Here is a 25669-nt window from a genome sequence, read left to right as displayed (position 1 = left end):
GCGCTCCTCCATATTTACCGATTGGACACAGAATTAATCTACGCTGATGCTGACGTTAATTGATCCTCATGGAGGTTCAATTTTGGAACTCGTTGTTGAGAACGAGCGTGCGGATGTTCTTAAAAACGAATCCGTAAACATTCCATCAATCACCCTGACGGGGAGGCAGTTATGCGATCTTGAATTACTGCTCTGTGGGGGTTTTTCTCCGCTGAGAGGCTTTCTGAATCAGCGTGATTACGATAGTGTATTGGAGCGTATGCGCCTCTCGTGTGGTACACTTTGGCCAATGCCCATCACCCTCGATATTACAGAAGCGGATGTGCAGCGGATTAGGGGGCACGATCGAGTTGCGCTGCGTGATATTACTGGGGTGCCTTTGGCAATCCTTCATGTTGGAGATCTATGGAAGCCGGATAAGGAGGCAGAGGCAGAAAAAGTATTCGGAACCACCAGCCCTGAGCACCCCGCGGTAGCATACCTGATGAACCAGGCAGGCTCCTATTATCTGGGTGGTGATTTGGAAGGGATCCAAATGCCGCCGCATTATGACTTTCTTGATCTTCGTCATACGCCCAGGCAGCTACGCAATTTTTTTCAGTCCCGCGGACGTTCCCGGATTGTAGCGTTTCAGACACGGAACCCCATGCACAGGGCTCATAAGGAGCTCACCGACAGGGCTTCAAGGGACATAGATGCACAGTTGCTAATTCACCCGGTAGTGGGAATGACAAAACCAGGTGACATAGATCATTATACCCGTGTAAGAAGCTACAGGAGGCTACTGGATTATTATCCGAAGGGGCAGGCATCACTGAGTCTATTGCCACTGGCAATGAGGATGGGTGGACCAAGAGAGGCACTCTGGCACGCAATTATTCGCAAAAACTATGGTTGCACGCATCTCATTATCGGCCGGGATCATGCCGGTCCTGGCAAGATGAAAGGGGGAACCCCTTTTTATGGACCTTACGATGCACAGGAACTGGTGAAAGCCCATACGGAGGAATTGGGAATGGAGGTCGTACCGTTCCGTTTGATGGTCTATGTACCGGCGTCAGATTCATACAAGCCGATCGATGAAGTAGCAGAGAATGAAACAACTTTGGATATTTCTGGAACAGAGCTGCGCGGCATGCTCGCCAGGGGTGAAGAGATTCCCGAGTGGTTTTCCTACCCGGGTGTCATTGAAGAATTACAAAAAACATATCCCCCTCGGGGGCAGCAGGGATTTGCAGTGTTTTTGACCGGATTATCCGGGTCGGGAAAGTCTACAATCGCAAATGCGCTGCAGGCACGACTTTTGGAGATCCTCTCTTGCCCGGTCACCTTGTTAGATGGGGATGTCGTTCGTACTTATCTTAGTAAGGGGCTTGGTTTTTCCAAAATAGATCGGTCTACAAATGTACAGCGCATTGGCTATGTTGCTTCTGAAATCGTCAAACACCGAGGAGTTGTTATTTGTGCTCCAATCGCTCCCTATGAAGAAGACAGAGCAATTAATCGCAGGCGGATTGAACGTGAAGGGGGATACATTGAAGTATTTGTTGATGCACCGATAGAGGTCTGTGAGCGTAGGGATGTCAAGGGACTCTACGCGAAGGCGCGTGCCGGAATGATCAAAGGATTTACTGGAATTGATGATCCATATGAGATACCTGAAATCCCAGAAGTTGTTTGTAAAACCGACAAGGAAACGGTCGAAGAAAGCACTGCTCTCGTCGTAAAGAAGCTGAGAGAATTGGAATTTTTGATTTAGATAGATATGAGTAAAACAGTGCAGCAATCCATAGAAGACAGGATCGCGTCACGTGATCTTCGTGTCGCTGTATTAGGATTGGGATATGTGGGGTTGCCGTTGGCGGCTGCCTTTGCCGAGGCAGGATTCAGTGTCATTGGGATTGATGTTGACGAAAAGAAGGTACGTCTGATAAATCGTGGTGCCTCGTATATAGAGGATATCCCCAACGACCGTTTGGCACCACTAGTGGCAAGTGGTTCGTTGAGTGCCACCAGCGACTTCAATATTCTTGATACATGTGATTCGGTCAGTATTTGTGTTCCCACACCACTTCGCAAAACGGGAGCGCCGGATATTTCACATATTTTGAGCGCTACGGATGCGATCGCGAGGCATCTTCATCCAGGGATGATTATCGTGTTGGAGAGTACGACGTACCCGGGTACTACCACAGAAGTAATCTTACCCCGCTTCCATCAGGAGGCCATGAATCTAGAAGTCGGAAAGGACTTTTTTCTATGCTTTTCTCCGGAGCGTGTGGACCCGGGGCGTAAAAACTGGACCACCAAAAATACACCAAAGGTCATGGGAGGTGTGACATCATCATGCCTTCAGGTGGGCCAAGCGCTCTACGAGTCCGCGATTGAGTCGGTTGTCCCCGTATCGAGTACCGAGGCGGCTGAACTTACCAAGTTAGTGGAAAATACGTTTCGAGCCGTCAATATTGGTTTGGCGAATGAAGTGCTTTTGATTTGTGACAAACTTGGGTTGAATGCTTGGGAAGTGATTGAAGCTGCGGCAACCAAACCGTTCGGGTTCATGAAATTTTTGCCTGGTCCCGGTTTAGGTGGACACTGCATCCCGATTGACCCGCAGTACCTATCCTGGAAGCTGCGTACACTCGGCTACACTGCCCGGTTCATTGAGTTGGCAACTGAAATCAACACCGCGATGCCGAAGTATTGGGTACACTGTATACAGGATATCCTTAATGAGGACGGTAAGCCGCTCCGTGGAAGTAATGTTCTGGTCATTGGTGTTGCGTACAAAAAAGATGTGGGTGATTTACGGGAATCTCCGGCATTAGATATCCTGAAATTACTCAGAGATAAGGGAGCGGAAATCAGTTATCACGATCCTCTTGTATCGGCGTTCACCTTGGATGAACTGGAAATGGTCTCCGTTACTGACCTGGATCGTGCTCTGGAGTTGGCCGATTGTGTGTTGATTGCTACGGATCATGCCAGTTACGATTGGGCGGAATTGTATGCACGGGCCCGATTGGTCGTAGATACGCGTGCTACATTGCATCGGGAACAGGATGAGATTCTGCAATATTCGCAGGAACAGGTGAAGCTGTAGTGGTTGCTATTGTGGTCCCTCTTGCAATGCACATGAGGGAGCGGTTCTGTGGGCGGGGTACTGCATGGGAGGTGCAGAAAAACGGTCAAAAGCAAGGATTGCGTTCATCGTAACGGGCCCGGCATGTGTAGATAGGGCATCAGAGCTGAAATCTTTTAACCTCCATAACTGCAAGGTGACTACGATGAAAAAGCGCAATTATTGGCATGTCTTCGGGATTGCGGGACTCATGACTGCAGCAATCAGTGTAGCTATCTGGGCACGCAGGGATCGGGAGCAACGGGAGCATCAGGTGCATCATTCTCTAGGAGGATAGTGCCGAATTTGCCGAGACTGGAAGGCTGTGGCACTTGTATTTGGCAATAGCGTCGATGTAGTCAAAAGACTGCCATGGCCCGGTGGACAGGGGTGAGTCGGGGATGCAGCCAGTAGTGGATGCAGGGTGGTAAGTAACGCGGATTTAGACGTCCAGAAAGTACGTCTATGAGACTTTCATAGACGCCACCATTTCCAGCTCACGAACGTACATTTCTTCTGCTTTTCCGATCCAGGATCGAAGTTCGGTCGCATCATAGTTGTATTTCGGAATAAATTCGACCAATCGATCTAGATTCAGGTCATCAGTTTGTATGGCCGCACCAAGATTTGTGCCGTCCACCCCGTTGCAGTGCTGTTCGAAATGTTTATGAAGGGGGTTGAGCATGAGGGGTTTACGAAGGTACATGGCTTCTGCCATCGTTTCGAATCCTGAGGTGGTGACAATACCCTGACAGCGTGCCATCATTTCCAGAAAGCGACTGCCATGCAGGCGATGGAAGGTGAGCGTATCACTGTGATGCGTGATTTCTTCGGCCTGGGCGTTATTCCAAAAACAGTGTAGCCGGTAAGTGGGGTTGCGCTCGTGCCAGGCGACTACATCTTTGCTGAGGCTGTGATGATACAGATAGATCAGGAAATAAGGTTCGGACACATCTTCGGGCAATTCGAACAACTCATCCCTGAGCAGGGGCGGCATCACGACGATTTTTTTCTCTGGAAGGGGCGGGGCATCATAGAGGGAAAGTGCCATTCGGCGCTCGGCACCCAATCCGGTTAAGCGCGTGAAAGTCATAGCTGAAATTTTCTGTACCTCGAAGCCAGCCGGGAACTGGTACTGGGGATGCAGAAACATAAATTGATGCCCCACTGCAACCATCGGGATTTTCGGGCGCTCACGTAACATGAAAAATCCAGCAAGTGGCTCAAAGAAGTTTACAATGATATCCGGATGTTCCGTCTGGAGTATTTCGCTAAGGATTGCAAAGCTGCGGTTGAATTCGTTCCATCGGAAGCTGTTATTGACCAACGTACGCCCCCAGTCAATGCTCCGGGTTTCCTGATTGACAAAGAAACGCCCGCTTGGCACCTGTATGACAGGGGTTTCTAGACATTCCTCAAAATAGTCGGGAAGGGCAAGATCTCCCCCTTGGCTTACCACTGCTTTGCAAACAGAGTGCCCTGATCTGCGGAGTATGGACGCAAGCGCGAGTGCCTGAGTCAAGTGGCCGCGGCCTTCCCCCTGCACAATGAAGAGAACACGTAATCCAGCCATGTTAAGGGGCCATTTCCGGCGCAGTATTGATCATCACATCAGTCGGTGCGCCATTCGTATTGCCCCGGGTCAGCTGAGGCTTATGATCCATCGTTACCCAGTGCAGGAGTTCCAATCGGCCATCAAAATGTTCGACCAGCCCTGTGCAACTTTCAATCCAGTCTCCTGAGTTTGCGTACAGGATGGATTCGATTTCGCGAATTTCAGCGAAATGAACATGACCACAAACAATTCCATCAGCGTGATTCGCTTTTGCAACTCCAACCATTGCATTCTCAAAGTCGGCAATGGCCTGAACCGCACGCTTCGTCCGATGCTTCATGTATGCTGAAAGTGACCAGTAAGGCATTCCAAGAAGCCGTCTTGCTCGATTGAGTCCGCGATTCGATACAAGCAGAGCGCGATATGCTTTGGAGCCAAGCACAGAGAGCCAGCGTGCATGCCGGATCATCCCATCGAAGACATCTCCATGCAAAACAAGCAGTTTACGACCATCGGCGGTCACATGCATGGCTTCTTGTTTTATATGGATTCTCCCCAACCGTAGCCCGAGGTAATCCCGGGCGAATTCATCATGATTTCCCGGTAGATAAATCACGCGGGTTCCTTTCCGAGCTTTGCGCAGAATCTTTTGGATTACGTTATTATGGAATTGATCCCAATGCCATGAGCGGGAAAGGGCCCAGCCGTCAAAGATATCTCCCACGAGGTAAAGCGTATCGCTTTCGTTGTGTCGAAGAAAATCAAGCAGATAGGCTGCTTTTGTATCTTTCGTGCCAAGATGAAAGTCGGACAGCCAAATTGTGCGATAGTGTTTTACACCGCTCATTAAGGGAATCGCAAGCTGTTGGGGCAGTACGAGTTGGGATGGACTGATACGATTCAATCTTCCGTCCCTTGTATACGATTGTTTTCGATAATTGCTGCACAGAGATCTTTGTAGGTCTCTCGGGAAGATTTGGAGTCAAAAAGAAGTAGTACACGAGAACCTTCTCCTAGAAGTTGGACATAGTGTTTCCCTTTTTTTTTCCCTGAGGTGATATGCTCCACCTCCTTGTAACGAGCGACGGTGAGTTGCAACCCCATTGGGGTTCTGGAGTAGAGCAATAGGCGTGAGGCTGTATGAAGGAGTGTAGATTTGCGTGGCTTACAGTCTAAAGCAACGTCGCTCAGCACACGATCTTTGTAGAGGATCGCCTCCTTGTTCAGGATCCGTTCAACTTCAACCTTATTTTTCTTGCGCATGCTTCAAAAATTGACCACGTGGGGAAAAGTCACGAAAGCGTCCATGGCTGATCTAAGGGTACTCCTGATTTATAGTCTCATAGAGTTTCCAACTGAGTTCATTCGTTGATCAGACATCTGCATAGAACCTCATTCCGGTCTCTGGTGTGCGCAAGATACGAAGAGGCAGAGAATCTGACATATGTGACGGTGATCAGGCTTTGAATAACGGTTGTACAAAGAGAACGAGCATCGTTACCGCTGTCACCACAGGAACCTCATCTGCGAGCGTGAATCTAGGCGATGCTTGAGCCATTCGCATCCGACTGAATATCCGCTTTGTGGATTACATCTGCATGAAGGAGAATGCACACGGCTCGGATGCCGCAGATGTTCATATTTCCCCAATGCAATGAAGTGGCTGGGAATTACAATCCAAAATTGCGAAAGCGATAGCTCAGATTCAGCAGGATATAGCGCCCAAGTACTTGGGTCTGACTATCCTCAACATATGCTTCCGTAATCAACCTGTTGATGCCCGTCTCTTGATTGAAGATGTCACCGAAGACTAGTTTTACTTCTGCCGCATCAGCCTGTAGAAATTTATACCCCACGCCGGCATTGGCAATAAATGTGGTTGGATACAGCTCTTCATCCAAGCCGAAATAATTATTGTAGGTCAGGCTATGCTCAAGCACCAACCCACCGAATGGCAGCCATACAAAACGAACTCCCAGATCCTGCTGGAAAAAATTCTCGTCAAGTGGGGAGTAGTATGAATTCTCTGCGGCTGTATAGGAGAAATTAGAGGTAAGCGTAAAATCTACTCGTTCGCTGATATTGCTTCCGAGGGTCAATCCACCATTGAAGCTGAGCTGAGTCCCCAGGTTGTCGACATTATTGATGAGGCTAGGGGTTTTGGAATAGGTAACACCACCTCTGAAATTCAGGTTACTGCGAAGCAGCGGAAAGGGAGTTCCAAAACCAATAAAGGAACGCACCGAAGTACTGGGGCTATTGAGATTTAAAGGTGCAGAGTACTGGGCACCTTGAGATAAGAGGATATTGTCCATAATCAATGTATCCCGAGAGGCAAGGAACGAGGATGTTCCAATCGCATTCGTCTCTCTGGTCCAACTGATATACGCGAAGATCATTCGACCAGCTCGACGATCTCCCCGTCTTCCTCGAATGCGGATCGTGTGACTATAGCTGGGTTCAAGGTCCGGATTACCGCTTGAAATGAAAAGCGGGTTGGTATTATCAATGACCTCCTGTAACTGGCTAATTGAGGGGGTATTGGTCCGTGTGCGGTAATCAATGTCCAGATCTAACGCCTCACCGAATTCGAATTCGATTTCTGCTTCCGGCAGGAGACTCACAAACGAGCGATCCAATTGAAAGGGGACAGGATACGTCTGATCGCCAATTAATTGCTCATTTTGAATTTCAAGGCCCAATTGAATAGAGTAACGGTCATCAATTCGCCGCTGAACGGAGAATCCACCTCGTTGCCGAAAAATATCATTATCAAACAGACTCGAGAAGGTAGGGTCCAGGATCGTATGTAATCCGGTTCTCAGGTCAAGCATGTAGGCGGAGCGGTCAGACACATTGCGATTATAGGTGGGGTTATAAGTGAATTGCAGTTGCCCGAATTCTCCCAGTGGTTCCGTGTAAGCAAGTCGGACAGAGTAGGATTGCCCAGCCGTTGCATTGTCAATATCCTGGTCATATGTTGAGTCACTGGTAGCCCCTTGCCGATCACGTTGGTTCTGTAGAAATTCGGTAACAGAAACCTGATTGGTATTTCCTTTTCGCCCGTCAAATCCCAAACGGAGGTCTGCGGAAACAGTCCGGCCCGCTTTCGCAAACCGGTGTCGGTACAGAATACTGGTTGAGGAGGTGAATCCGTGATTGTCAGTAATAAGATTATTGTCAGCTGTATTGAGTAGTCTTCCAGTCACAAGGGAATTAATGCCCGATTGCAAACTGGAGGAGGAGTTATTCTGAAAGCTGAGGCTGGGTCGGATGATCAGTGAGTTTGTTTCATTGATCGAATACTCAATCCGGGCGTTGAGTCGATGGTTGAAATTCGTACTGCTGGACTGGGTAGATTCATTGTAGAACTGAGACTGGTCTCCACTCAGAAAGAGCTCCCGATCAAGAAATGCGGTATTCTCATTGGATACCCGGTTAAAGAAATAGCTGGCACTGAGGCGAATCTTGCCACCGATCTCGTCACTATAGTTGATCCCGCTGGAGGTGGTATGATTCAGTCCACTTTGTGTCCCTACAAGGAAATTTCTAGGATCAAATCCACCTCCGCGACGCCCGCCGCCGCGACCTCTTCCACCACCACGCATCATCGCACCTGAATTCCCACGCATCCCTCTGCCGCCGCCACCCATCAGCCCCAAGAGGTCCTGAAAGGCAAAATTCTGTTGGTTGATATTATTGGACAGTGCGATAATTGAAATCCGCCGGTCATCGTCGAAAATATTTGTATTGCCTCCGGTGATATATCGCTGATTCTCCCCATATCCGCCATAGACCTGCCCAAACTGCCCATTACTCATTCCGCTTCGGGTGACCACATTGATGGTTCTTTCCTGGTTCCCATCATTGAAGCCTGTGAATTGGGCTTGGTCACTATCTCGGTCAAAGACCTCAATATTCTGAATCATATCTGCGGGAAGATTTCGAAGAGCGGCGGTAGGGTCCTGACCAAAAAATTCCCGTCCGTCAACCATTACACGTTGTACTTGCTCGCCTTGTGCCTCGACTTGGCCATCCTGCACGACCATGCCAGGTAGCTTGGCGATCAGGTCTTCCGCGGTCGCATCAGGATTGACCTTATAGGCATCTGCAGCGAAGATGGTTGTATCCCCGCGAATGATCATACGTTCTTGGGTCTCTTCCACGACGATTTCGTCTAATTGCAATCGATCAGATCTCAGTTGAATTGTGCCAAGAGATTTGTAGGGTCCAGTGATTGTAATCAATTGCTCATGTCGGACAAAGCCAACAAAGGAGAGGCGTAGCCGAAACTCCCCCTGCTTATTCGATTTGATTGCAAAGAACCCGTCTGTATTGGCTGTTCCAGCAGCAACAAGTACGGAGTCAGCGATGGTTTCAAGAATAACGGCAACCCCAGGCAAAGGTGTATTATCTGCCTGATCAACCACTTGTCCTGAGATAATATTTGCGGCATCCTGCTGTGCCAAAGCTGGAAACGCGAGGGTAAAGAGTATAAGAGTAGCTACAAGGACTCGGGTGGACATGAGAGAGTGATTTAGGAATGGTATTCTGTCGACTCCCAAAATAGACGCAATCAGTAATTGCTTTATTCCATGTGAAGCAGGATAAACTTGTAATATGGGATGAGAGGCATGATGGGAAGGGGGCCCGATTACCCCATTAAAGGCCTAAAAGGCCTTTTCCATCGAAAATTTGGTGATTATGCGCAGCAGGTATTGCATCGCCGATTTTGCAACATTGAGTTCTCGTTTCTGCGTATTATTTGAGAGCTCCCGTATAGTTATGGAATCGTGAAAACATTCAGGCTCATCGCTGTTACGCTCGTGAGCGTCGTATTTTTGCTACTCACCATCGTGCTCTGGCCCGATGCTCTAGTACGAACTACTCAGGTGAACCCACTGACTGTGCAGTCAGAAGAGTTTAAGCTAATGTCGGGCACACAAGGCCATCCTAACGAGTTCTTTCAGTATCACCATGACATCAGGGCATCCGCAGATGGGACGAATGATTACCCGATGGGCTATCGTCTTAAGGAGTTCAACAAGGTATCGGCAGCTGGAAAGATCTCCGGTACCAAACTTAACTGGGTTGAGCGAGGTCCAGGCAATGTCGGCGGGCGGACCCGGGCTATACTGGTTGATCCCCACGATCCATTAAACACATGGTGGGCTGGCTCAGTGTCTGGTGGTCTATGGAAGACAACGGATCGTGGATCGACATGGTACCCTGTGACGGATAATCTGCCGAATTTGGCAGTCGGTAGCCTGGCGATGGCTGAGAGTGATCCCAATGTCATCTACATGGGTACCGGTGAAGGTGTTGGCTTTTTCAGTTCAGTAGCCGGTGACGGTATATTCAGATCCGTGGACAGAGGCATAACCTGGAGCCACCTGCCTGCTACTGCTGGCAACACAAATTTCCGGTTTGTAAATCAGTTGGCCGTGGACCCCACAAACTCGGACGTGGTTCTGGCCGCTACCAATGGGGGTATTTTCCGAACGGTTGATGGTGGTGTAACTTGGACTACGGCATACAGGAGTACATCGGAGAGAGAACCGGTCCAAGATTTGCGTGTGCAATCAGACGACTTCAACAGGCAAGTAGCAAGTGTCGGTGGACGTGGTATACTCTATTCCACCGATGCCGGCATGACATGGGCGTTTTCATCAGTAGATTGGGCCTCTGAATTTTATCGCATCGAATTGGCATATTCGCCCTCCAGTCCGGATATCGCATACGCTGCCGTTCATGCGTGGAGCACCGAAGGGGATTTCAGGTTTCTGTCCGATCTCTATCGGAGTGAGGATGGCGGCGCGAATTGGGTGCGCACCGTTAGCCATTCTGGTATAAACTGGTTCGGGGGCCAGGGCTGGTTCAACAATACGTTAGCCGTGCATCCATTTAAGCCGGACACTGTGTTTGTTGGGGGAATAGAACTTTGGAGAAACAGAATTATAGGCGAAAATAGCTTGGTTGCGGTCAGCGAATTCGATTACGGCGGTTCGGATGAGTGGCTTGAATTCAAACCTGTTGTGGAGGAAGGCGTGTATCACAGGCTTGAGGGGAGAATCATTGTCCAACATCCACAGGCTGTGGGCGTTTTGCTAACAGACTATACTGACATTGAGATTCGCTGGGACAAAAACGGACAGTTGGCTCATCGCTTCTGGGTGCAAAAAACAGCTGGCATATTTCAAAATGGGGGTGCGGGCGTACCTTTTCCCGAATATATGTACGCCGACTATGTGGAAGTGCCTTTTCAGGTTTGGGATACCAAGAACAATCGCCAATTGATGGTTTCCTTCCGCGACCAGGCCGATGATGGCAAGTTCAATCTGATCCGCTATAACACTCATTATCTAAGTTCGCGTGAGGAGACCAGTATGGAGTACATGTTTATCCACAAGTACGATTACAATGCCACGGTTCCCCATGACAGTATTGCCCAAGATGGCGGCTTAGTGAGTGGGATGCTATATATGTTGCATCCAGTCCTCGTTGATGATCCTACTGCTACATGGGATCCTGCCAACCTGCCAAACCAAACTATTTCAGTCTCGCCTAAGCTCGTGGGGAATCCTCGCCGAGATTTGGATCTTCCCCGTCAAATTGATCCTGATCGCACGACACATGTGGATCACCATGCCATTGTGCCCATCCCAATCAATGAAGGCCGGAATGAATTCTGGATCCTGGATGCCAACGATGGTGGCGTAGCCTTATCTATGGACAACGGCCGGAGTTTCAGGGAGCTAGATCACGCAGGCGCAGGATACAACACTATGCAGGTCTACGGGGTAGCCAAAAAGCCTGGGGCTTCCGTGTACATGGCCGGTGCTCAGGATAATGGAACGTGGAGCTCTCCCGATAATTCGAATAACAGAGAGGGATGGATAAGACAGGGCGTCGGCGACGGTTTTGAGACAGTGTGGCATGCTACTGATCCTAACAAGATTTTGGCGTCGAATCAATTTATTTCAATAGGAAGAACAGTCGATGGTGGCGCAACTTGGGTATCGTCACTCAGCGTCGGCGCGGGCGATGGGCAATTCCTCACCCAGATTGCGAGTTCTGATAAGGCACCCGACAATGTATATACTGTCGGGCGTAAGGGTGTCTGGTATTCCAGAAACTTTGGGGAGACTTGGGCCTTGACATCCATTACAGAGGCCTGGGAGATCTGGTCGGGCTGCAGGGTCAGAGTTTCAATTGCCGATCCAAATGTAGTTTGGGCGGGATGTGGCTTGATTTCTAATCCAAGTGATACAAGACGCTTCAACAAGCTACAGGTCTCCCAAGACAGGGGCGAGTCGTTCGAAGCGACGGCCTTTCCTATCATGAGCCGGCCGCCGGAGGCCTATGTATCAGGGCTTGCGACGCATCCCACGCAAAGAGGCACTGCCTATGCGTTGTTTTCGCGCTACAGCCATCCGAAGATTTTGGAAACCAAAGACTTCGGGAAGACCTGGACGGACCTCTCCGGCTTTACTACCTCGGACGTGAGCACGAATGGATTCCCGGATGTAGCCGTGTTTGATCTGGTTGTGATGCCACACGCAACCAATGTTCTTTGGGCAGGCACTGAGATTGGCCTTTTTGAGTCCCGGAATTATGGTGCGGAGTGGAACTATGCAGACAATGGTCTGCCGGCCGTGGCTGTTTGGCAGATGAAAATCCGGGATGATGAGGTTGTCTTGGGCACGCATGGTCGTGGCGTTTGGACAGTTCCAATAGGAGAGGTTGCCACCGGGATAACCGACGAGCCAGATGAATTGCCGTCCGAATTTAGCCTTTTGCAAAACTACCCGAACCCCTTCAACGCGTCTACGACCATCCAATTCAAAGTACCCAAGAAAGTGCGGGTACGACTAACCGTCTTTGACGCAGTCGGGCGAAGGGTGTCTGTATTGACCGACCAAGTCTATTCTCCTGGAGCTTACCAATTGGATTGGGATGCCAGCGCATATGCCAGCGGCGTGTATTTCTATCGGATGAAGTCAGAAGGTAAGCTCATTCACACGCGGACGATGACGCTTCTGAAGTAACATGGCCTCAGCGTATCCAGAAGCGAAGCTCCACTTATTTGCGTGAAAGCCCAAATCCCGTTCCCGTGAAATCCTTCTGGGTCGTTAGTGAAAATAAGGGATGCTAAACTGGCCAAATGCAAATTCCAGGAGTTGGAATTTAGCCGTCACTTGGCATGATGATGACCGCCGCTAGGTAAGCGAGGAAGACTGTTCCGGCTGTACATAAAAAGGCGAAAAGAACTCCAATACGCAGCCAAGTGATATTCAGGTTGTAGTGCTCAGCAATTCCGCCGAGCACCCCAGCGACCATTTTGTCAGACGATGAACGGGTCAGGCGTTTTTTCTCAGGAGACATTGAAATTGCAATTCGTTGGGCACAACTGTGAAAGCAGGATAGACTATGGGATGGATGCTAATTCCATTTACGGTGAGGCTTCCACCATGGTTTCACTTATCTATCTCGCCTGGACGAGACTCTCATAAACCGTCACCTATGGGCGTTAAGCTTGTGTGACCAAGGGAAAAAAATTGTAACCGCGCGAAGACGATTTTGACTTAAGTTACGCGGAGGTCCTCGCTTTGTCATCGGCGGAAGGCATGAATATAGCCAAGAGAATATATGCGACCAAAATGACCGGAACTGCACTAGTGGCAATCAGTGCCAGGATAAAGAGCACCCGAAACAGGGTCGCATCCATTCTGATGTGTTGCGCGAGACCACCACAAACACCGGCTAGAATTTTCTTACGTGATTTAGCGGGGAAATTCCATTTTGGCTTTTCCAGTTTCCCTGAAATATCAGGGTCTATCCCGCGGGCTTTTCGTTCGCGTTTTTGACGTTTGAATTGTGCCTTCCTCGCCTTCCTGGATGCACGGTTCCTCCGTCTGCGACGTCCGGGGGATAATCCAAACAAGATCACCAGGACCAGACCGATGAGAGGGAATACAATAAATGCGTCCTGTAAACCACTTCCGGGCAGGATACCGATCTGTTGTAGCAAGAAGAGGATGACAGCTCCCAGTAATCCAAATCCTGCAATGAGTGGCAGGTTCAAAAATCGCCGCGGTTTCTCCGAGGTATCCTCGAAGAGCAGCTCTTCGACCTCAAGGTTGGCAACACTCTGAGACTCATGTTCTTCGTGCAGATCCGAAAACTCAGTCGTCTCTTCGAATCGGACTCGACGTGGCATACCGACTAATTAAGTTTGAGCGTTCTGTTGGCAGTGATCAAACAGTCTACAGCAATATCATGCGATTGAGTCGGAATTAGTTCAACAAAACAGCTATCCAGACTCAGGCCAATTTTGAACGCATTGACATACTCCAAGAGTCTGTCATAATAGCCACCTCCATAGCCAACTCGGTGTCCCAAACGGTCGAATCCGAGACCGGGAACAAGAACTAGATCAATTTCCTCGACAGAAATATCTGCACGATTCTCGGGTTCGAGAATGTTCCAGCGGTTCGGCATGAGTGTATGCTCGTGATCAAAATGACCCCATTGTATACGAGAGTTTTTTGAATTCGGTTCGATAATGGGCAATAGTACAGTGCATCCTCGGGCCCGCAGCCAGCAGTTGAGAGGTCGAAGATCGATTTCGCGCACCTCAAGTTTCGGCCAGTACGACAGGATGGTCTGGGCCTCCAGCAATTGAGGTACTGATGCGGCCTGGGAGACGATCTTCTGGCATTCCAAACGGTAGTCTTCCTCTGAAATGAGTTGCCGCATGGAACGACAATGGTCACGCAGCGCAGATTTAGTCAGTATTTCGCTGGGTTTGGACAAAATTCAGAAGAAAATATATAAAAATCAGGGCGGAATCCCTTTCTTCGTGATCAAGAACCGCTCTTCGGTAGTACAACTGTGCTGTCTTGAGTAAATTGCCTGATTCTATTGAGATTCAGGTGCTGAAATCTCCATGTTTGAAAATCTCTCCCAGCGGTTGGAAGGGGCGATCAAGAGTCTTACGGGACGGGGTCGTATTACAGAACTCAACATTGCAGAGTCAATGGGTGAGGTACGGCGTGCACTCCTTGAGGCAGATGTAAACTATCAGGTTGCACGAAACTTCACCAATCGAGTCAAAGAGAAGGCGCTTGGTGACCGGGTCCTACGATCTGTAGCTCCCGGTCAGATGATCATCAAGATTGTCTATGATGAGATTGCCCGCCTCTTGGGAGGCGATGCTGCGGAGATCAATCTCGGCAATAATCCTCCTGCAGTCATACTTATTGCTGGACTGCAGGGTTCAGGTAAAACCACCTTCAGTGCAAAGCTGGCCCTACATCTACAATCTAAAGGACATGTCCCTATTTTGGCTGCAGCAGATGTATATAGACCCGCGGCGGTTGATCAATTGAGTCGGCTTGGCGAAGAGATCAATGTACCCGTGTACAGCATAACCGCAGACGACGGCAGCGTCGTGCAGGATGCGCCACGCGTGGCCAGAGAAGCCGTGGTATATGCCCGGAAACATGCCCGTGATACCGTCATCATTGATACGGCGGGTCGACTGCATGTGGATGAGCGCATGATGACAGAAGTGGCAGAGATCAAACGATCAGTTCAGCCAACCGAGATACTTTTTGTCGCGGACAGCATGACAGGACAGGATGCCGTCAATACAGCACGCGAGTTCAATACCCGTCTCAATTTCGATGGTGTTGTTCTGACCAAGCTTGATGGAGATACTCGCGGGGGAGCTGCATTATCTGTACGTTCTGTCGTAGATAAGCCAATCAAGTTTGCTTCAACAGGGGAAAAGCTTGATCAGCTTACTCCGTTCTTTCCCGATCGGATGGCACGGCGCATTCTCGGAATGGGGGATGTAGTCAGTCTCGTTGAAAAAGCTCAGGAGCAGTATGATGAGGAACAGGCGGAAGTGCTACGCCGAAAAATCCAAAAACAGTCCTTTGATCTAGAGGATTTCTACCAGCAACTCCAGAAACTCAAATCCATGGGTTCGTTGACGGATGTACTGGGTATGGTTCCAGGGCTCGGAAAACAACTCAAGGATGTATCTGTCGAAGAGGAGGGGCTGACTCAGACAGAGGCATTGATTTTAAGTATGACACCATGGGAGCGCAGGCATCCCGATGGAATTGATAGTAGTCGTAGGCGCCGCATTGCGGCCGGAAGCGGCTTGGAAGTCAGAGATCTGAATCAGCTTTTGCGCCAATTTAGACAAATGCGCAAGCTCATGAAACGGATGCAGACAAAAGCAAGTAGGGGGAGATCGGTGGACTTGTCCGCGTTGCTGCAAGCAGCGCGATAATATTCAATAAAACGTAAATAAAAAGGTGGCAGTAAAAATTAGATTACGCCGTATGGGGCGAAAAAAGAAGCCGATCTGGGCCGTAGTTGCCGCAGACTCGCGCGCACCGCGGGATGGTAGATTCATCGAAGACCTTGGGCGGTATTATCCGCTGGAAGAGCCAGCACGTGTCGAACTTAAGGACGACCGTATAAAACATTGGCTTAAGGTAGGTGCTCAGCCGACCGATACTGTGCGAAGCCTGCTCAGTCAACAGGGAGTCCTTCTGGGGTTACATCTGGAGTACAAGGGTGGCGAACCGGATGCGATTGCTGAGGCTGTAGAGGCACATCAACAGTATCGTCAGGATAAGCTTAAGGCCTCCGCCAAGGTAACTGCATCTGAGCTTCGTCAGCAGGCACTGGACGCCGAAGAAAAAGCGGCTGCAAAGGTCGAGGCGGAACTACTTGAAAAACGGAAAAAAGCCGCAGTTGCCGCCGCAGAGGCGAAAGCTCGCGAGGAAGAAGCAGCGGCTGAAAAAGAAGCAGTTGCTGAAAAAGAGGTAGCTGCTGAAAAAGAGGTAGCTGCTGAAAAAGAGGTAGCTGCTGAAAAAGAAGACGAATCGTCTGAAGAATCGGCCTGAAAGAAATCGTAAATGTTTGATGGGACTCTTTCGCCAGACAACCTCCTGCTGGTTGGACGAATTGTTCGAACGCACGGATTAAAAGGTGAATGTAAAGTGGTCCCCGAGAGTGATGACCCAAACCGGTTACGAAACTTAAAGAGGATTTGGCTAGGAGATACACCACAGACCGCACAACCTTACAACGTAGAGAGTACCCGACTACAGAACTCCAGACGTGGTACGACAGTACTGATGCAATTTACGGGAATACATACAGTGACCGACGCAGAAGGCTTAGGGAAGCCACTAGTCTTTGCGGACCTAAATGATCTGCCGCCTTTGCAGCCGGGGGAATTCTTTCTGCACGACCTGATTGGGGTTGAAGTTGTGACCGATGAGGGGGAGTCAGTTGGCACCCTGAAAGATATATGGGATACGCAAAGTCATTCCCTGTATCTCATTGAGCGTCCAGGAAAGAAGGAAGCGTTGATTCCTGCAGTCCCTGCATTCATCGTGTCAACGGATGTCGACCGGAGGCGTGTGGTGATCCGAACTGTGGAGGGGCTCTTAGACTAGAGAAACCATGCGAATCGACATTGTAACAGCATTGCCGAATCAGCTCAAGAAAGCACTTGATCTGACTGTGATGCGCCGGGCAAAGAAGGATGTCGTATTACGTGTGCATGATCTGCGAACGTATGCCGAAGGGCAGCATCAGCAAATTGACGACTATCCTTACGGTGGGGGTGTCGGGATGGTACTGAAGCCAGAACCGATCTTTAACTGCATTGAGGCGCTGAATCATCGTCCAGATGAGGTGATTTATTTAAGCCCGGATGGTGAGCCTTTTACCCAGTCTTTGGCGAACACACTCTCGCTCAAGAATCATCTCGTTCTACTTGCGGGGCATTACAAAGGGGTGGATCACCGGGTGCGAGAAACGCTGGTGACTCGAGAGATATCGGTGGGAGATTATGTACTCAGTGGTGGAGAACTTCCCGCACTTCTGGTCATGGATGCGGTACTACGGCTAATTCCTGGGGTGCTTGGAGATGCACAATCCGCTCTGGAAGATTCATTCCAGGATGGACTTCTTGGTGCCCCAGAGTACACGCGCCCTGCTTCTTTCCGTGGGCTTCAGGTCCCGGAGGTACTTCGTAGTGGAAATCATAACAAAATTGTCGAATGGCGTGATCAAATTCGGCAACAGCGTACCCGGGAGCGGCGCCCGGATCTCTGGCAACAGCACGCCGCACAGGTTCAAACCTGACGTTAGCTCTAAGAATCATGTCTAAAGATCTGCTGAAAATCATAGAAACCACACAGTTACGTGAAGATTCGTTGCCGGATTTTGAAGCTGGAGATACGGTAGCCGTACATCTGCGGGTGACCGAAGGAGGGAAAGAACGCATACAGATTTTTCAAGGTACGGTCATTGCGATCCGTGGTGCAGGCGCCAATAAGACCTTTATGGTCAGAAAGATTTCCAGTGGTGTTGGGGTTGAGCGAGTTTTTCCGTTCCACTCCCCAAGAATCGCACGTGTGGAAGTCAAACGCTTCGGGAGAGTACGTCGAGCAAAGCTCTACTACCTCCGTGACCTGCGCGGTAAAGCCTCCCGTATCAAGGAACGCGTGCGAGATTCCTAGAATTGCCGATGCAATTGGCGTTCTGGGATTTTCCATCGACGAAATGCCTCGAAGCTGCTGCTCAGTCACTGTGCAGGGAGACGGAGAAGCATTCCGCCTCATATTGTGCGGATTTATTGCGTCAGCAACAGGTTGATATAGCACTGTTGCCGGTGACCACTGTATTCGCGGCGGTAGAGGAATTTGATATCATACCTGGTGGGGCAGTATCCTCATGGGGGTATCCGTTTGCACGGCTGCGCGTTCATCAAGGCATCCAACGCGCTAACGTACTGAAGTCCTCTCCTGGTCAGAAGCTTGAAGAATTCATGGCAAGAGTAATTCTTAAAGAGCATTATGGGCGGCAGGTTCAGGTTGTCTTTGATGGACGAGCCGATATTGAATTGCTCCCGGAATCAACTCCACTGCCCCGGGTCGATGATCCAGATATACTGGATCTTGGGCAGGAATGGTATGAGCTTGCTCAATACCCGATGGTGTGGGGCGTTTACGCTTGTTTGAAAGGGGCGGGGAACGATCTAATGACGCAATCGCTGATTGAACTCACAAGGGAGGCTGAAATCGTTGCGCAAGAGTGGGGAGCCAGGTCAGACTCGCCGGAAGACAAATTTTTCGGTGAAAGCCTTCGGCTGCGCCTGGATGATGTTACCATTGCCGGACTCACTGCAATCCGGGAGTACATGTATTATTATGGGATGACGGAAGATCTTGTACCACTGCCAATATTTGCATCAGAGCATGCACAGCAGTTGCCGTGGTGGGGGCAGGACATGGGGCAGAGTGGAGGAGAGAGGTCGTGAGAAATGGAAAAATCAAAGACAACCCTGGCAAGTAATCGCCGGGCCCGGCGACAGTATCATATTCTGGATACCATTGAGGCTGGAATGGTACTGGTTGGAACCGAGGTGAAATCAATTCGCGACGGGCGCGTGAGCTTGGCAGAAGCATGGTGCAAAATTGAGCAGCAGGAGATATTCCTGGTTGATGCACACATCTCACACTATAAGCATGGGAACCTGAATAATCATGATCCCCTTCGCCCCCGAAAACTTCTGTTGCATCGCAAAGAAATCGTACGTTTACAAAAAGCAGTTGAACAAAAGGGCAACACATTAATCCCGCTCAGATTTTACCTGAATCATGGCAAGATCAAGGTGGAAATTGGCGTTGCCCGGGGGAAAAAACTCTTTGACAAACGGGCTGACATGGCGGAGCGGGACACGAAGCGACAACTGGAACGAACTCTGAAGCAATACTGACATGCATTTTCCACCAGTAGCGGAGCAGATCCTGCACTTAAAGCGTGGCGTTCAGGAGATCATACCGGAAGAAGAGCTTCGCACAAAACTGCTCCGTGCAGAGGAAACGGGGAAGCCACTCACCGTGAAGTTAGGATGTGACCCCAGTCGACCGGACCTGCATCTTGGACATGCAGTTGTGTTACGGAAGCTTCGGCAATTCCAGGACTTCGGGCACGAGATTGTCCTGATTGTTGGGGATTTTACCGGAATGATTGGAGATGCGAGTGGTCGCTCAAAAATGCGACCGGCACTCTCACTTGAAGAAACCCGCCGCAATGGGGAAACCTACTTTCAGCAGGCTTTGCAGATTCTGCACTCTGATCGCATTCGCATCGTGTATAATTCTGAGTGGCTCGGAAAGCTGTCTTTTGAGGATGTAGTCCGGTTGGCGGGAAAATCTACGGTCGCTCGCATGTTAGAGCGCGATGATTTTTCAGGACGCTATGCAAAAGGAGATGCGATTGGGTTACATGAATTCCTCTATCCACTTGCTCAGGCCCAGGATTCGGTGGAGATAGAGGCAGATGTTGAGCTGGGTGGAACCGACCAGAAGTTCAACCTGCTAATGGGGAGGGCCGTGCAAAAGAGTGTGGGGCAAGAGCCTCAGGTCTGTATTACACTTCCAATCCTGGAGGGACTGGACGGGGCAGAGAAAATGTCGAAGTCGCTGGACAACTACATAGGACTCACCGAATCGCCGGAAACCATGTATGGCAAAGTCCTCTCCATCCCAGACACGTTGACCTATCGCTATTTCGAGCTTGCGAGTGATGAGGAGACGGCAGATTTACCGGCATTAAAAAAACTGTGTGCCACAAATCCGCGGGATGCAAAGCATCGGCTTGCATTCTCCATTACCCGACTTTATCATGGAGCCGAAAACGCAGCAAAGGCACGAGACCATTTCGAACGTACTGTCATACGTAAACAGGTCCCCGACGACGTACCATCGTTCCAGCCGGAGATTGATGGCCCAGTAGGACTCCTGAACCTACTTACAATGGCCGGTTTGACTCCTTCAAATGGTGTAGCACGCAGGTTGGTTGAGCAGGGAGCAGTCAGTATTGATGGACAAAAGATAACGGACAGTCGCCTAGTGCTGGATATAGCCGAACGAGCTCCCTTTCTGATCAAGGTAGGCAAGCGCAGGTTTGTTCAGATTATCCAGTGAGTACCTGGGAGCACTTTGTGGAATCTCGTTCGGACAAGAACATCAAGAAGAACACGTACCCCCTCTCATCGAGAGAAGATGCGTTGATTATTCTCTGAAGTAGGTCTACCAGGTAGCCAGCGAACGGGCTGCAGAGAGGATGTCCTCGCTTTGGGGGAGAACATCGCGTTCCAGTGGGTCGGCATAAGGGATGTAGGAGAATTTTGCTCCTATGCGTCGTACTGGTGCATCCAGGTGGGAAAATCCTGCGTCTGATATCTGAGCGGAAACCTCTGCGCCATAGCCAAGAAATTCATGGTCTTCGTGCACGATCAGCAGGCGATGCGTCTTCTGGACGGAAGCGAGTACCGCTTCAGAATCCAGTGGCATCAAAGTACGCAGATCAATTACCTCAACGGACAACTGGTTTTCTCTAGAGAGTTGTCTGGCAACCGCGAGACACTTGTGGACAAGGAATCCATAGGTGATGATCGTCAGATCCGTCCCCTCACGGACGGTACGTGCCTTTCCGAATGGGATCAGATAGTCTTCACCCGGTTCAGGACCTCTGGCACTCGCTGCCCGGTAGAGGGCTTTGTGCTCAAGAAATAAAACGGGGTCCTTACTACGGATTGCCGTCTTCAGTAGCCCTTTCGCATCTGCAGCCGAAGAAGGCATCACGACGCGGATTCCTGGCATGTGGCCGAAGATGCTCTCAATATTCTGAGAGTGACAAAGACCTCCGTGGATGTAGCCACCACACGGTACTCGGATAACCATGGGGCAGGACCATGCATTATTGGATCGGTAACGCAATGTAGCTACTTGATTGCGTAGATGTTGCATTGCTGGCCAGATATAGTCCGCGAACTGGATCTCAACAACGGGCTTAAAACCGGCAGAGCTGAGGCCAACCGCAGTTCCAATGATCGATGCTTCGGCTAAAGGGGAGTTGAAGCAGCGTTCGGCACCGAACTCTTCCGTCAATCCCCGAGTGGCTGTGAATACACCACCTTTCTTTCCTGCAACATCTTCTCCGTAGACAAGAATGGATTCATCACGTGCCATCTCTTCATGGAGGGCATGGTTGATGGCATCTACCATGACTACAGGCTCGCCCACCGGCTCATCAATGCCGTAGGTAAGGTTCAGACCTCCCTCAAAGAAAACATGGGTGATCGCGTTTTCAGGATCTGGATCTATTCGTTGTTCTGCAGAGCGGGCCACCTCGTCGATCTCGGTTTTGATCTCTTCCTGAAGAGCTTCTGCCTGCGCGGTAGTCAAAATGTCCGATTCGATCAGGGCATGTTCGAGTCGGGTAATCGGATCAGTCGTCTGGTCTTCAATCAATTCCTCTTCGGTACGATACTTGAGATGATTATCTGAAGAAGAGTGAGGCAAAAGCCGGACGACATCAGCGACTAAACAGACAGGTCCCTTTCCTGCCCGCAAATGAGCGATTGCTGCTTTGGCAACAGAGTAGATCTTGAAGAAGTCCGTTCCATCCACGCGGTATCTCGCCAAGCCCTCGTACCCTCCCGCAAGTTTAAAGGGGGTTCCTCCTGCGGTCTGTTCAGTGACCGGAACACTAATCGCGTACTTGTTGTCCTGTATTAAAAATAGAACGGGAGCTTGATTACGGGCTGCCCAGTTCAGAGCTTCGTGGAAAGCTCCTTGAGAGGTTGCGCCATCTCCGGCAGAACATAACGTGAATGCATCCGTGCCCCGCTTCATCGAAGCCATTGCAAGTCCCAGCGCCGGTAGGTACTGAGAACCAACAGAAGAACAAACACTGAAAATATTCTTGTCCCGCGCACCATAATGCGCAGGCATTTGACGCCCTCCTGAGTTCACGCTATCTGCTTTGGCCAAGTGATCGAGAAAGGTTTCTTCAATGGTCTGTCCAAGGGTGAGTGCAAGTGCAAGATCACGATAGTAAGGGCAGAACCAGTCATGGCCGGGCTTACTGAGGAGTCCAATAGCGGCCTGTGTGGCTTCGTGGCCGCTGCAGCCTATATGGAAGAAGCCTTTCCCCTGTTTGAGCAGGGTAAGCATCTTTCCATCAAGTAGCCGCGCCGTATACATGGTGCGCAGTACATGTAGGAGGGTTTCTTTGTCGAAGTCAGAAGGCTGGACCAACTCCACATCAAAGCCTTCTCCATAACAGCTCTCATCAATATCGGTGAGTGGGGTGTCCTGCTGAATGACGGAAGAATGGCCGTTGGTTTCCGTACGCGCGTCCAACTCGGCCGAGCCGATACCAGAAACAGTATGATCAGATGGAGGGTCAGCCATTTCTTTGCATGAAAAACTTGATAATGGGAAGCATGTCGCCCATTAGGTGCACGGATCGACCTTTTTGTCCTCGTGGGATTTTGCGTATTTCGCCTCCTTCGAAACGTGACAACAACCCAAGATAACAAAAAACCTCTCATACAGCAACGGGAGGTCCACTCGCGGCAACGCCTGCGTTCAGGATGGTAAAGTGTGCGAGTGCGTTCCGACCCAATCCTACTTCTTTATTTACCAGTAGTTCCTCAGGGTTCGGGCTCCTCAGGTGACAGAGGCAACTCAAACCAGAAGCGTGATCCTCGCCCAACTATGCTCTCCACATGGATTGACTCCCCATGTTTCTGCAGAATTTGTTTCACGATGGCTAGTCCCAGTCCAACTCCGCCATCTCGTCGGGCACGCGAGTGGTCAACCCGATGAAAGCGCTCAAAGATCAAATTCAAGTGATTCTCTGGTATTCCCTGGCCATCATCAATTACTTCCACGCGTACCTTATCAAGACGTTTGCGAAAGCGGCAGCGAACCGTTCCAGAAGTGCTGTATCGGATCGCATTGTGAATCAAATTCAGAAATACCTGTCGAATCTGATCTTCATCCGCCTGGACCCAGGTATGTTGCTCATCAAGTTCCAGCCGCAAATCCTTTTTCTGAGCCTGATAGCCCAGTATCTCTTTTGCATCAAGTGTGAATGTGGCCAAGTTGCATCTCGATATGTTCAGCGGCTGATCACGATTCTCAAGTCTCGCAATGTCTATGAGGGAGCCGAACAGATGATTGAGGCGCTTTAAATTTTGCAACCCTTTCGCAGAATATCTCTGACGATGTTTTTCCGAGAGTTTTGGAGATCCCAGAGCTTCGAGGAAGCCACCAATTGCAAAGATGGGGTTGCGGACTTCATGAGACATATTGCTGATAAACTCACGCTGCAGCTTTGTAACGTCTTCCAATTCATTGATCTTCTTCGTATAGATCCTTGACATATACTCGAGGCTATATCCCAGATCCTGGAATTCTGCGGCTCTGGAGGAGATTTTGATTGGGGTACCGTAATCACCCTCAACGATTCGCCGGGCCGTCCTCACAATCGTTCGCAACGGTTTTGTAACCTGATTGGAGGCAATCCAGGCACCGATCATGGCCATAAATAATGCGAGTCCAATTCCTGCAATCATGCGGTTTCGTATGTCTGCCGCCAAAGCATACAGAGCACTCACAGGTCGTACCAGCCCAATCACAACCTCGTCCCGCCGAATCGCTCCGATCTTGATTCTTTGATCATTTCCGATAGTAGTTACATCAAAAAAAGGCTCTTCAACGTAGGTGCGAGAGAGGATCTCAAGGATGACAGTGTCCTCTAAGGGAGCATTTTTCCAGTACAGAGAATCATTATGTCCAATAAATATGTATAGATCGTCGAGTTGCAGAACCGTGGCAGCTGCGGGGCCCAGGCTCTCAACCCATTCATGGGGTATTTTAGAGGTTAAATCCTCCGTGGATAGGATGAGCGAAGCAAGGTGCTCCGTATTAACGAGGTGGCTCTCATGGGCAGCCCTGCGAATGCGTTCACTTAAATTCAGGGCCAAATAAAAGGTGAAACCGCCAGCAGCGAGCCCCACAAAAAGTGCAAACGTGAGAAACATCCATGTTCGCGTGGGAGCCCGGGCTGGGAATCCCCATCTACGAGTGCGAGATGGCCAGACCATTCGGCCCTTTTGTTTGGTCAGGTTTATTCACTTCTCCTTCATAGGATATCGCATCATTGAAGCGATACCCGACCCCCCGAACCGTTTCAATATACTTAGCAAAGCTTCCCAACTTCTCCCGCAAATTTTTCATGTGCGTGTCTACGGTACGTTGTGTTACCATCTTGGAATCTGGCCAGATTATATCCAATAATTCTTTTCGGCGGTGGGCCTGTCGAGGATGCCGGATCAGGAAACTAAGTAACTCAAGCTCTGTCAACGTAAGGCCAAGATCAATTCCTTGAAACTCAGCCCGGTACTCATTGACATAAATTGTGAGTCCCATGGTTGTAATTGTTTCAACTTCTCCGATCTGAGCTCGCCGTAGACCAGCTCGTATCCGCGCAAGAAGCACTTCCATCGAGACCGGTTTTGTCAAGTAATCGTCCCCACCCAGCATAAGCCCACGGACCTGATCTTCATCTTCATCTTTTGCGGTGAGGAAGATGATGGGGATTTTTTCTGTCTCGACTTTTGATCGGAGTTGCTGGCATACCTCGAATCCATCAATCTTTGGGAGCATAACGTCAAGGAGAATCAAGTCTGTCCACGGGTGAGCCTTATTAAGAGCCTGCTGTCCATCATAGGCGATATCCACGTTGTAGCCAACGTCTCCAAGAAAGTGAGCGATGACTTCCGCGATATCTTCCTCGTCCTCAACGACAAGAATATTGATTTCGTGTTTTGCTTTAGATTTCTGTACCATGTATAGATCAAATTTTAAGCTCCGAAAACCGCGTATGTAAATCCTGGCAGCCCAATTATCACGAGGGAGGAAGAGGGTTCGTGATTCCCGGACTACACCCTAATTTACAGAACACACACGCGAATCATGATTCATCATGTCCATATTCGATATAAACATTTTAATGGACTGGAGATATACCGGCACACGTAGCCGGAGCAGAATACGATGTACTGCTTCCTTTATCTTCAATGAGACCATGCCCGT

General features: G+C 49.8%; 21 protein-coding genes. 11 read left to right on the top strand and 10 right to left on the bottom strand.

Going from position 1 to position 25669, the window contains the following annotated elements; translation table 11 throughout:
* Positions 1-46 precede the first annotated feature (46 nt).
* On the top strand, positions 47-1759 hold the full coding sequence (locus F4Y64_08140; protein ID MXX97564.1) for a bifunctional sulfate adenylyltransferase/adenylylsulfate kinase: 1713 nt from the start codon (positions 47-49) through the stop codon (positions 1757-1759).
* 6 nt (positions 1760-1765) lie between these two features.
* Positions 1766-3103: a nucleotide sugar dehydrogenase gene (locus tag F4Y64_08135; protein MXX97563.1), complete on the top strand. Its 1338-nt coding sequence runs from the start codon at positions 1766-1768 to the stop codon at positions 3101-3103.
* 481 nt (positions 3104-3584) lie between these two features.
* Here the strand turns inward: F4Y64_08135 and F4Y64_08130 are convergent, their stop codons facing one another.
* The 4 genes from F4Y64_08130 to F4Y64_08115 form a co-directional block, all read right to left on the bottom strand.
* Positions 3585-4694, bottom strand: coding sequence for a hypothetical protein (locus F4Y64_08130; GenBank protein MXX97562.1), 1110 nt, complete (start codon positions 4692-4694; stop codon positions 3585-3587).
* A gap of 1 nt (position 4695) precedes the next feature.
* Entirely contained in the window at positions 4696-5523 is an 828-nt protein-coding gene (locus F4Y64_08125; GenBank protein MXX97561.1) for a UDP-2,3-diacylglucosamine diphosphatase, read from the bottom strand.
* A 53-nt stretch (positions 5524-5576) separates the two neighbouring features.
* Entirely contained in the window at positions 5577-5939 is a 363-nt protein-coding gene (locus F4Y64_08120) for a hypothetical protein (GenBank protein ID MXX97560.1), read from the bottom strand.
* Positions 5940-6346: 407 nt separating this feature from the next.
* Positions 6347-9202 carry an outer membrane beta-barrel protein gene (locus tag F4Y64_08115; GenBank protein MXX97559.1) on the bottom strand — a complete coding sequence of 952 codons (2856 nt, stop codon included), beginning with the start codon at positions 9200-9202 and terminating at the stop codon, positions 6347-6349.
* A gap of 267 nt (positions 9203-9469) precedes the next feature.
* Here F4Y64_08115 and F4Y64_08110 point away from each other — a divergent pair, with 267 nt between their 5' ends.
* Entirely contained in the window at positions 9470-12724 is a 3255-nt protein-coding gene (locus tag F4Y64_08110; protein ID MXX97558.1) for a T9SS type A sorting domain-containing protein, read from the top strand.
* Positions 12725-12863: 139 nt separating this feature from the next.
* Here the strand turns inward: F4Y64_08110 and F4Y64_08105 are convergent, their stop codons facing one another.
* The 3 genes from F4Y64_08105 to F4Y64_08095 form a co-directional block, all read right to left on the bottom strand.
* Positions 12864-13061 (bottom strand): PspC domain-containing protein, encoded by a 198-nt coding sequence (locus F4Y64_08105; GenBank protein MXX97557.1) that lies wholly within the window; start codon positions 13059-13061, stop codon positions 12864-12866.
* Positions 13062-13266: 205 nt separating this feature from the next.
* Positions 13267-13896 (bottom strand): PspC domain-containing protein, encoded by a 630-nt coding sequence (locus F4Y64_08100; protein MXX97556.1) that lies wholly within the window; start codon positions 13894-13896, stop codon positions 13267-13269.
* Positions 13897-13901: 5 nt separating this feature from the next.
* Positions 13902-14435: a 5-formyltetrahydrofolate cyclo-ligase gene (locus F4Y64_08095; protein MXX97555.1), complete on the bottom strand. Its 534-nt coding sequence runs from the start codon at positions 14433-14435 to the stop codon at positions 13902-13904.
* A 190-nt stretch (positions 14436-14625) separates the two neighbouring features.
* Here F4Y64_08095 and F4Y64_08090 point away from each other — a divergent pair, with 190 nt between their 5' ends.
* The 8 genes from F4Y64_08090 to F4Y64_08055 are packed head-to-tail and all read left to right on the top strand — an operon-like array spanning position 14626 to position 20704.
* Positions 14626-15981 carry a signal recognition particle protein gene (locus F4Y64_08090; GenBank protein MXX97554.1) on the top strand — a complete coding sequence of 452 codons (1356 nt, stop codon included), beginning with the start codon at positions 14626-14628 and terminating at the stop codon, positions 15979-15981.
* Between the two features lie 25 nt (positions 15982-16006).
* Complete coding sequence (rpsP, locus tag F4Y64_08085; protein ID MXX97553.1) at positions 16007-16603, top strand: 30S ribosomal protein S16; 597 nt, start codon at positions 16007-16009, stop codon at positions 16601-16603.
* A 12-nt stretch (positions 16604-16615) separates the two neighbouring features.
* Positions 16616-17161: a 16S rRNA processing protein RimM gene (gene rimM, locus F4Y64_08080; GenBank protein ID MXX97552.1), complete on the top strand. Its 546-nt coding sequence runs from the start codon at positions 16616-16618 to the stop codon at positions 17159-17161.
* A 7-nt stretch (positions 17162-17168) separates the two neighbouring features.
* Positions 17169-17855: a tRNA (guanosine(37)-N1)-methyltransferase TrmD gene (gene trmD / locus F4Y64_08075; protein ID MXX97551.1), complete on the top strand. Its 687-nt coding sequence runs from the start codon at positions 17169-17171 to the stop codon at positions 17853-17855.
* A gap of 17 nt (positions 17856-17872) precedes the next feature.
* Positions 17873-18232 carry a 50S ribosomal protein L19 gene (rplS, locus tag F4Y64_08070; GenBank protein ID MXX97550.1) on the top strand — a complete coding sequence of 120 codons (360 nt, stop codon included), beginning with the start codon at positions 17873-17875 and terminating at the stop codon, positions 18230-18232.
* Between the two features lie 8 nt (positions 18233-18240).
* On the top strand, positions 18241-19032 hold the full coding sequence (locus tag F4Y64_08065) for a hypothetical protein (protein ID MXX97549.1): 792 nt from the start codon (positions 18241-18243) through the stop codon (positions 19030-19032).
* Between the two features lie 3 nt (positions 19033-19035).
* Positions 19036-19491: an SsrA-binding protein SmpB gene (gene smpB / locus F4Y64_08060; protein MXX97548.1), complete on the top strand. Its 456-nt coding sequence runs from the start codon at positions 19036-19038 to the stop codon at positions 19489-19491.
* Position 19492: 1 nt separating this feature from the next.
* A complete protein-coding gene (locus F4Y64_08055) occupies positions 19493-20704 on the top strand; it encodes a tyrosine--tRNA ligase (protein ID MXX97547.1) in 1212 nt (403 codons plus the stop codon).
* A gap of 105 nt (positions 20705-20809) precedes the next feature.
* Here F4Y64_08055 and F4Y64_08050 read toward each other — a convergent pair whose 3' ends face one another.
* The 3 genes from F4Y64_08050 to F4Y64_08040 form a co-directional block, all read right to left on the bottom strand.
* On the bottom strand, positions 20810-22978 hold the full coding sequence (locus tag F4Y64_08050) for a tungsten formylmethanofuran dehydrogenase (GenBank protein MXX97546.1): 2169 nt from the start codon (positions 22976-22978) through the stop codon (positions 20810-20812).
* A 242-nt stretch (positions 22979-23220) separates the two neighbouring features.
* A complete protein-coding gene (locus tag F4Y64_08045; protein MXX97545.1) occupies positions 23221-24678 on the bottom strand; it encodes a HAMP domain-containing histidine kinase in 1458 nt (485 codons plus the stop codon).
* Positions 24653-25423, bottom strand: coding sequence for a response regulator transcription factor (locus tag F4Y64_08040; GenBank protein ID MXX97544.1), 771 nt, complete (start codon positions 25421-25423; stop codon positions 24653-24655). Before F4Y64_08040 ends, F4Y64_08045 begins: the two co-directional genes overlap by 26 nt.
* Positions 25424-25669: the final 246 nt, after the last annotated feature.

It is taken from the genome of Rhodothermaceae bacterium (assembly GCA_009838195.1).
Lineage (GTDB): Bacteria > Bacteroidota > Rhodothermia > Rhodothermales > Bin80 > Bin80.
The sequence above is the reverse complement of the archived record's forward strand: the minus strand, read 5'-3'. Positions and strand labels throughout refer to the sequence as shown.